The 8873-nt window shown below is 69.7% G+C and carries 6 protein-coding genes and 1 pseudogene; 3 read left to right on the forward strand and 4 right to left on the reverse strand.

Annotated features, from left to right (window positions below; all coding sequences use genetic code 11):
- Window positions 1–582 precede the first annotated feature (582 nt).
- The 3 genes from IG74_RS54905 to IG74_RS0142865 all read right to left on the reverse strand — a co-directional run bounded on the left by IG74_RS54905 (window position 583) and on the right by IG74_RS0142865 (window position 4081).
- Window positions 583–1661 (reverse strand): IS630 family transposase gene (locus tag IG74_RS54905; RefSeq protein ID WP_420710043.1). Its coding sequence is split into 2 segments (ribosomal slippage): window positions 583–1160 and window positions 1160–1661, totalling 1080 coding nucleotides; the frame shifts between segments, so codons are not numbered across the junction.
- A gap of 52 nt (window positions 1662–1713) precedes the next feature.
- Window positions 1714–2328, reverse strand: coding sequence for a helix-turn-helix domain containing protein (locus tag IG74_RS0142860; protein ID WP_051856597.1), 615 nt, complete (start codon window positions 2326–2328; stop codon window positions 1714–1716).
- A 412-nt stretch (window positions 2329–2740) separates the two neighbouring features.
- On the reverse strand, window positions 2741–4081 hold the full coding sequence (locus IG74_RS0142865; RefSeq protein ID WP_030688873.1) for a tetratricopeptide repeat protein: 1341 nt from the start codon (window positions 4079–4081) through the stop codon (window positions 2741–2743).
- 226 nt (window positions 4082–4307) lie between these two features.
- Here IG74_RS0142865 and IG74_RS0142870 point away from each other — a divergent pair, with 226 nt between their 5' ends.
- The 3 genes from IG74_RS0142870 to IG74_RS54520 are packed head-to-tail and all read left to right on the forward strand — an operon-like array spanning window position 4308 to window position 7770.
- Entirely contained in the window at window positions 4308–6170 is a 1863-nt protein-coding gene (locus IG74_RS0142870) for a 1-deoxy-D-xylulose-5-phosphate synthase (protein WP_051856599.1), read from the forward strand.
- The gene (gene ispG, locus IG74_RS0142875; protein ID WP_030688877.1) at window positions 6167–7303 is read left to right on the forward strand and encodes a flavodoxin-dependent (E)-4-hydroxy-3-methylbut-2-enyl-diphosphate synthase; all 1137 of its coding nucleotides are present in this window, start codon (window positions 6167–6169) and stop codon (window positions 7301–7303) included. The genes IG74_RS0142870 and ispG overlap by 4 nt, the downstream gene beginning before the upstream one ends.
- Complete coding sequence (locus IG74_RS54520) at window positions 7300–7770, forward strand: polyprenyl synthetase family protein (RefSeq protein ID WP_030688879.1); 471 nt, start codon at window positions 7300–7302, stop codon at window positions 7768–7770. Before ispG ends, IG74_RS54520 begins: the two co-directional genes overlap by 4 nt.
- On the opposite strand, the pseudogene IG74_RS50410 reads toward IG74_RS54520, so the two are convergent.
- Window positions 7701–8701, reverse strand: a pseudogene (locus tag IG74_RS50410) (IS5 family transposase). The gene IG74_RS54520 and the pseudogene IG74_RS50410 sit on opposite strands and share 70 nt — an antisense overlap.
- Window positions 8702–8873 lie beyond the last annotated feature (172 nt).

Below are 8873 nucleotides of genomic sequence, written 5' to 3' on the forward strand. Positions count from 1 at the left end.
CGGATCACCGAGGACGAACGCTCCCGCATCATCGCCCTGGTCAAACTCACCCCGCCCGGACGGCTGGAGATCCAGCCGTCCAACGAGCTGTGGGCGGCCCCACCTCGACCAGGCCCTGACCCACTGGACCCGTTTCCTCGACGACCTCCCCCACCTCGGCTCGGCCCGCGCTGATCGCCGCCTCACCTCGATGCGGCAACTCCTCGCCCCGCACCGCCGTCACCGCCCCGCTGCCCTCGTCCTTCAAAGGGCGCTCCTGCTGCGCTGAGGCGGCCACCACAGGTGGCAGCGCCGAACGGATCTTCCATGATCACAAGCATGCCCGAGCCAGATGCGTGGAGCGGCGACACACTCCCGCGCAATGGGCATATTCACGCGCATGCAGCCCACTTCCACAGCCCGGCTGCCACCACCGGATCCATCCTGGCGGGGCCTGGTACACGGTCGCTGCGGTGGTCACCATGAAGGCATGAACGCTATACCCGATGACGCCCCTGGCGCACCATCGCCCGCTTACTCCAGCGCCAACTCCCCGCCGCCAGGCGATCCGTTGGAGATGATGCGGTTACTGACTTCGGCTTGTCAGGGTGACGTTGGGATGTCGAGGGCGAGGCCGGTTCCGGCGATGAAGCCGTCGAGGGTTCCGGGCCGATACTGAAGGCGCTTGAGCCGGTTGCGGACGAGCGTCTCCAGGCGGTCGAGGGCAACGACGGCGAGGTTGGCGAGACTGCGTTTGACGTGCGCCCATACCCACTCGAGGGGGTTCAGGTCGGGCGAGTAGGCGGGTGGCAGGAACACGGTCAGCCACTCCCGCTCGTCGATCAACTTTCGCATGGCGCGGGAGACGTGGGTGTTGAGCCGGTCCCGGACCAGCACGATCGGCGCTTTGACGAGTTGGTGGGCGCCGTCGATCAGTGCGATGAAGTCGCGTTCGCTCATGCTGCGGCGCGTGCTCTTGCCCGCCGGGTGGGAGATCAGCCGGTGGGACAGCCGGGTGCGTGAGCCGGGCCGCGTGGCGATCAGTCCGGCCACCGACAGCCGTCCCGAGCGGCGTCCGCTCACGGTGACGACGGGCGTCACGCCGCGCCGGCCCCAGGTGCGTCCTCGGGGCGGCTTGCGGGTGAAGCCTGCCTCGTCCTCGAAGCAGATGCAGCCCCCGCAGGCCGCCCGGGCTCTTTTGCCTCGGTCCAGGTCGCCTCCTTCCCCACGGTCACAGCCTGCTCGTCGCGTTCGGCTACCCGCCGGGCGGGCACCTGCGGAGAGAAGCCGAGCCGGTGCATGAGCCTCGTCGCGCCCGAGACGCTGGAGGAGACGTGGAACTTCCTGCCGATCCGCGTGGCCACCCGAGCGGCGGTCCACACCTGGTCCTCCACCCAGCCGTGCGCGGTCGGCCCCTCTTCGAGATAGGCGGCAAGCTTGACCAGGCAGTCCGCCGACAGCCGGCACCGCGATCCGCTCGGACCACGGGACGCCAGTGCCCCAGGACCGCCGTCCCGCCACAACCGGTGCCACTGGTAGGCCGTCTTCCGGCTCACCCGCAGCCGACGCCCGACTTCCGGCGGCTTGATCTTCTGCTCGAACAACTCGGCCGCCTGCACTCGTACGGCCTCGCGGCGCCGACGCCCCGCAGCCGTCAGCCCGCCCCCATCCGCATACCTCACACACCACGGACTACAGCCAACACCCCAGCAACATCAGGAACTTCAGTAAAGATCACCCTGACGAGCCGAAGTCAGTAAAGGCCAGCGCCGTCGACAGCGCGGAGGGGGCTTCCAGGTTGACGGCGTAACCGGCGACCGCACGGGAGTGGTCGTCCTCGATATCGGTCAGCCACGGCCGGGCGGGCTTCCCCGAGGAGTCGAGGACCCACAGGTCGAGCTGGGTGTGATCGGCCTGCCAGATCTCGTTGGGGGCCTGAGCTTCGCGCCGGTAGACCAGGTCGTACGTCTCGCGGTAGCGCTTGGCGCCCTGGTGCGCCATGACCGTGAGTCCGGGCTCCAGGGCGGTCACGATCTTGTGCACGGCGGCGTAGCTCGGTACCGGCCAGCCCTTGGCAGCGGCCACGCTCGCGGCCTGCCGGTGCACTGCGGCCGTGGTCGGCCTCGGCTCCTTCAAGGCCAGGCCCTCGATGAACTCGACGAGTTCGTCGGGGAACGCCCGCCGTCCTTTGTCCGAGCGGGGCGTGCGGGCCAGTGCCTCCAGCCCGCCGTGGCGGTAGGCGGCGAGCCACCGCTGCAGTGTGCGGTACGGGACTTGCGAGCCGGCCGCGGCCGCCTTCAGCGTCACGCCGTCGTGCAGATGCGGGGCCAGCGCACGGTAGCGCGTCAACGCCTGCGATTCCTGCGGTGGCGGGGAGTTCGCATTGCCACCGGCCGGCTGCGGTGTGGACGGCGCGCCATCAGGTACAGCGTTCATACCGTTCATGGTGACCCCACAACCGGCCTACACCAGGCCCCACCCGGATGATCCGGACCCGGCACCGGCCGCAGGCCCGCGCGTCACGGCCGCGCCGAGACGCCGCTGAAGGCCCCGGAAGCCACTGGATATGCCATGAGCATGAATCCGCCCGAGTGGTCCGGCGCGTCCGCCTTGGCGCGCGCTCGGTTCCGGCACATTGTCGATCATGCAAGACCCGTTCGATTACTCCATGGCATCTCCCCGCCCGCTGCTGGCCGCGCCGGGGACGGTCGTCGACCTGGCAACGCAGGATCGCAGCGACACCCCATCGCCGTCCACCGCCTCAGCGCAAGTCGGCTGCGTGGGCCAGGAGCTCGGCGGTGCCCGGGTGGCGGCGGTAGGGGTGCAGGAGGCTGCACATGGCGTCGAGACGGCGCCGCACGCGCGTGGAGTGGAGGGTGGGGTAGTCGTCGAGGAAGGTCTGCCAGTGGGTGAGGGCGGCATCGAGCTGGCCCTGGGTGAGGAGGGTTTCGGCGAGGCGGGCCCGGGTGAGGGTGGCGGCTTGGCGTTCGGTCGGGGTGCGTAGGCGCAGGGAGGTTTTCAGTGCGCCAGCGGCGCCCATGGTGTCGCCGAGGGTGGACAGGGTCTGGGCGCGCTGGTATTGCAGGGCGCCGGCCGGGTAGTGGGTGAACGGGCCGGGAGCGTCGGTGTTGTTGGCCTGCGCGTAGAGGCGCTCGGAGGCGGCCAGGGCAGTGAGGGCGGCGTGTTTGTCGTGGTGGGCCTGCATGACCGCCAGATGTGCGTGGGCGTAGGCGGCGACGATCGGTGGGGCGGTGCGGGTGGTGTCGACGGCGCGCTGGGCGAGGTTGAGGACCGCGATGGTGTGGTGGCCCAGGTCGTGGGCGTGGGCGGACATGGTGCGCAGGGTGATGGCGAACACGGCCGCATCACCGGCTTCGGCGGCGAGGCGGGCGGCGGTGTGGTGGTAGTGCTGGGTCAGCGCGTCCGCGCCGTCTCCTGCACACATGGTGCCCAGCAGCACAGTCAGCTGCGCGGCGCCGGAAAGGAGTTGGCGGTGCGCGGTGTCGGTGGCGGGACGACTTAGGTAGCCGGTCACGTCATGATGCAGGTAGGCGGCCAGCGCGGCACGCACATGAACGGGGCCGTGGGCTTCAGCGGCTTCGGCGAAGAAACGGGCCATGGTCTGCATCTGCTCCACCTCCGCCCGACCCGGCGTGCGGGGTAAGCCCGCGGGCGGCCGGGCGGACGGCTTCCCGTGCAGCGGCAGCGTGCTGGGCACGGCCAGGGCGGCCAGACTGTAGACCCCCGCGCCCAGCAGGAGGCGGCGGCTGGGGTCGAGATCAACGCTCGTCAGTGCGGACAGTCGGCGCAACGGATCAGCCTCCCCGAACAGATCGAACACGGTGGACGGAGCACGGGACAGCCCCGCCTCGACCGCACCGATCGGACGCCCAAGCCGCCGCGACAGCACCTCCAACAGCAGCGCTGGAACCGGGGGCCGGGGCATGGTGCCCGACAGCCACCGCGAGACCATCGACCGGTCACACGCCAGCGGCCGGCCGTGTGCGGCGGCCGCCTGCCGCACGGCCGCGGCGAGTTGGGCACCGTTCCAGTCTGCTTCCTGAAGCAGCCCGCGCAAACAGGTGTTGGGCGTCCTGGGCACGTCTTCCCCTTTCCTGCTGTGTCAACCGGGCCACCCCCGCCCGGATTTCACAAGCGCACAAGGTTGCATCCATTGCATCGCATCCACCGCTTCGGTCCCATGTGCGGCCCGGGTACGGGGCGGTGTGCTGGTTGTACCCGGCAGCCGGGCGCCCCCAACAGCGAGCGCGGCCTGCCGGGTCCGTTTCGGCCGCACCGTCCTGGACCCCGGCGAAGGGAATGGCCCGATGAGTGCTCCGCCACGTGACCGCTCAGGTGTCACGGATCTGGCCGCCCTGTCCAGCCCGGACGCGCTGCGGGACGTACCGGCCCAGGAGCTGCCCGCGCTGGCCGCTGAGATCCGGGACTTCCTGATCGAGAAGGTGTGCGCGAGCGGTGGGCATCTGGGCCCGAACCTGGGCGTGGTGGAACTGACCTTGGCGCTGCACCGGGTGTTCGACTCGCCCCGCGACGCGCTGATCTTCGATACCGGGCATCAGGCGTACGTCCACAAACTGCTCACCGGCCGCATCGCGGACTTCGACACGCTGCGGCAGGCCGGCGGCCTGTCCGGCTACCCCTCCGGGGCCGAATCCGTACACGACCTGGTGGAGAACTCCCATGCCTCCACGGCCCTGTCGTACGCGGACGGCCTGGCCAAAGCTCGCGCGTTGAGCTGCGAGCAGGACCGTGCAGTCGTCGCGGTCATCGGCGACGGCGCGCTCACCGGTGGCATGGCCTTCGAGGCGCTGAACAATCTCGGCGGTGCTCCCGACCGGCCGGTGATCGTCGTTCTCAACGACAACGGCCGCTCCTACGCCCCCACCACCGGGGCCCTCGCGCAGCATCTGAACCTCCTCAAGTTCGGCGGTGGCATCGAAGCGTGCCGGAATGTCTTCACCGAGCTCGGCTTCACCTATTTCGGGCCCGTCGACGGACACAACACCTCGGAGATCGAGACCGTGCTGCGGCGGGCCCGAGCGATGGGCCGGCCGGTCGTGGTGCATGCGATGACCGCCAAGGGCAAGGGCTATGCCCCGGCCGAACAGGATGAGGCGGACTGCCTGCACGCGGTCGGCACCGTCGATCCGGCCACCGGCCACCCCACCCCAGGCCGCTCGACCGGGGCACGGTCGTGGACCAGCCTGTTCGGCCAGACCCTGGCGGAGCTCGCCGCCGAACGTCAGGACGTCGTCGCCATCACCGCGGCGATGCAGCACCCCACCGGCCTGCACCCGATGGCCGAGCAGTTCCCGGAACGGGTCTTCGACGTTGGGATCGCCGAGCAGCATGCCGTCACCAGCGCCGCCGGATTGGCGATGGGCGGCTTCCACCCTGTCGTCGCCATCTACGCCACGTTCCTGACCCGGGCCGTCGACCAGGTCCTGATGGACGTCGCGCTGCACCGGCTGCCGGTGACCTTCGTCCTGGACCGGGCCGGCATTACCGGCCCCGACGGGCCGTCCCATCACGGCATGTGGGACCTGTCCCTGTTCTCCTCGGTGCCGGGCCTGCAGATCGCCGCACCCCGCGATGCGGCCCGACTGCGCGACCTGCTGCACGCGGCGGTGGACATCGGCGACGGGCCCACTCTGCTGCGGCTGCCCAAAGCCGCGGCCGGGCCCGGCATCGAGGCAGTGGCCCACATGGACGGGCTGGACATCCTGCGCCGCAGCCCTCACCGGCCCCTGGACGTGCTCCTCGTCCCCGTGGGACCGCTGACCCAAACGGCCCTGGACGCCGCTGCCGCGCTGGAAGCTACGGGCCTGGGAGTGACGGTCGTGGACCCGCGCTGGGTGATCCCGGTCAATCCCGCCCTGCCACACCTCGCCTCCCGCCACCGTCTGGTCGTCTCCATCGAGGACAACGCCCGTACCGGCGGTGTGGGTTCAGCACTCGCCCAAGCCTGCCGCGATGCCCGCGTGACCACACCGGTCACCGTGCTCGGCCTGCCCCACGCCTTCATCCCCCACGGCCCACGCAAGGAACTACTCGCCCAGGCGGGCCTGGATGGCGACGGCATCACCCACACCGTGCTGGAGGAACTGGCCGCGCTGTCCCCCAACGGTACCGATCGCCACCTCGCCCTCCCGCTCTGGAGGAACCCGTGACCGCCATCGACCTCGGCCTGCCCGCCCCACCCGCGCCAGCCCCACAGCGCCGCCGTACACGGCAGATCCGCATCGGGTCGGTATCCGTCGGCGGCGGCGCACCCGTCTCCGTGCAGACCATGACCACCACGCTGACCGCCGATGTGGACGCCACCTTGCGTCAGATCGCCGAAGTCACTGCCGCCGGTTGTGACATCGTCCGCATCGCGGTGCCCTCCCAGGACGATGCCGATGCGCTACCCCACATCACCAAGAAGTCCCCGATCCCGGTCATCGCGGACATCCACTTCCAGCCCCGCTACGTCTTCCAGGCCATCGACGCTGGCTGCGCCGCCGTCCGCGTCAACCCCGGCAACATCAAGAAATTCGACGACCGCATCGGCGACGTCGCCCAGGCCGCCACGGCAGCCGGGGCACCGATCCGGATCGGCGTCAACGCAGGCTCCCTCGACCCCCGCCTGCTCGCCAAACACGGCTCCGCCACCCCCGCAGCCCTGGTCGAATCCGCCCTATGGGAGTGCTCGCTGTTCGAGGAACACGGCTTCCAGGACTTGAAGATCGCGGTCAAGCACCACGACCCACAAACGATGATCGCCGCGAACCGCCTGCTTGCCGAAGCCTGTGACTACCCCCTGCACCTCGGCGTCACCGAAGCCGGGCCCGCCTTCCAGGGCGCCATCAAATCCGCTGTCGCCTTCGGGATCCTGCTGAACGAGGGCATCGGCGACACCATCCGCGTCTCCCTGTCCACCAACCCCGTCGAACAGGTCAAGGCTGGCTGCCACATCCTGTCCAGCCTCGGCCTGCGACCACGCAAACTGGAGATCGTCTCCTGCCCCGGCTGCGGCCGCCTCCAAGTCGACATCCACAAACTCGCGATCCAGGTCGAGGCCGCCTTCGACGGCTTCCCCCACCCCCTGCGCGTCGCCGTCATGGGCTGCGTCGTCAACGGCCCCGGCGAATCCCGCGAAGCCGACCTCGGCGTGTCCTGCGGCAACGGCAAAGGACAGATCTTCGTACGCGGCCAAGTCGTACGCACCGTCCTCGAATCCCGGGTCGTGGACACCCTCCTCGAGGAAGCCCTCCGCCTCACCGAGCACCGCGAATCCCCGCAGGCGGGTGACGTCACATGACCACCCTCACCCAGGCGACGGCCCAGCCCCTCCCACTTGCGGACGTCCCCGCCCGCGTCGATGCCGCCCTGCACGCCTTCCTCGACGACAAGATGCGCACCGCCAGGCAGCAGCGGATGCCCGTCGATGTTCCGCAGGCGATCCGTCGCTTCCTGGACGGCGGAGGCAAACGCCTGCGCCCCACCCTGTGCGTGCTCGGCTACCAGGCAGCCGGCGGCCACGGGGACGAGGACGCGATGGTGCGTGTGGCGGCCGGGCTGGAGATGTTCCATGCCTTCGCCCTGATCCACGACGACATCATGGACAACAACGCCACCCGCCGCGGACAGCCCACCGTCCACCACGCCCTCACCCGAACCTACGATGATGCCCAGTTAGGGCCTGTATTCGGTCGTGATCAAAGGGTGGTTCGTGTGAGGTCGTTGATCCAGATCATGGAGGCCCGGAGATGCAGGCCGGCGAGGTAGCTTCCGGGGGTCTTGTCGTAGCGGGTGGCGATGCCGCGCCAGGCTTTGAGCTTGTTGATCAGGCGCTGGACGGTGTTCCTCTCCTTGTAGAGACCGGCGTCGTGGCTGACGGGCCGGCCGCCTTTGTTGCCCTTCTTCTTCCGGTTGGCGGCCTGGTCCTTCTTCTCCGGGATGACCGCCTTGATCTGAAGTTTACGCAGGTGGGCGCGGTTGGCGCGGGACGAGTAAGCCTTGTCTCCGGCGACCGCGTCCGGTCGGGTGCGCGGGCGGCCGACCGGCCGGCGGATGCGCACCTTCTTCACGACGGGGATGAACTGCGGGCTGTCGGCGGCCTGTCCGGCGGTCAGGATGAGCGCGAGTGGGCGGCACTTGCGGTCGGCGGCGAGATGGATCTTGCTGGTCTGCCCGCCGCGCGAGCGTCCGAGCAGGGCGGCCTTCAGCCGGAGCCGGTGTCGACGCCGGACGCGGCGCCGCTCTTCCCGGACGGGGTCGGCGTCTCCGGATCGCCCGTCTTGTCCTTGTCTCTCGCCCCCTTTGACCGGGCCTTCTCCTCCTTGGCGGCCTGCTCCAGGGCGTCGAGGACTCCTTCGCCGGGCTGCATCCCGGCGGCGTCATGGTGGGCCCGGGCAGTGGTGGAATCCACGCCGACCAGCGACAAGTCCACCTCGCCCCGCTTCGCGGCCTCCGCTAACGTACCCTCCAGCAGGGCCTCGAAGACACCGGCGTCGCGCCACTGCCGGCAGCGGTTGTGGACCGTGGACCAGGCACCGAACTCGGCCGGTACCTCCCGCCACTGCCCGCCGGTCCGAAACCGCCAGATCACGCCCTCGAACTGCTGCCGCAGCCGTTCGGGATACGGGCCATACGCGCCGATCGGCAGATACCGCTCGACGAACTCCCACGCCCCATCGGTCCGTTGTGCCCGCGTCATGCACAACGAACCACCAGATCACGTCACGCGACGCGGGCAAGTCCCGCATATTGATCACGACCGAATACAGGCCCTAGTACTGCAACGGTGCTTGTCGTGACTGCTGACCAGGTCGGTCGTTGGTGTGGTTATGGGTGGGGACCTTGCGGATGTCAGGTTGTGGGCGGGTGAA

Source organism: Streptomyces sp. NRRL B-1347 (assembly GCF_000720325.1).
GTDB lineage: Bacteria > Actinomycetota > Actinomycetes > Streptomycetales > Streptomycetaceae > Streptomyces.

Bases quoted from the DNA above. Each gene is read 5' to 3' on its own strand.
- IG74_RS0142870 (WP_051856599.1), top strand. From the start codon at position 4,308: ATGAGTGCTCCGCCACGTGACCGCTCAGGTGTCACGGATCTGGCCGCC.
- IG74_RS54520 (WP_030688879.1), top strand. From the start codon at position 7,300: ATGACCACCCTCACCCAGGCGACGGCCCAGCCCCTCCCACTTGCGGAC.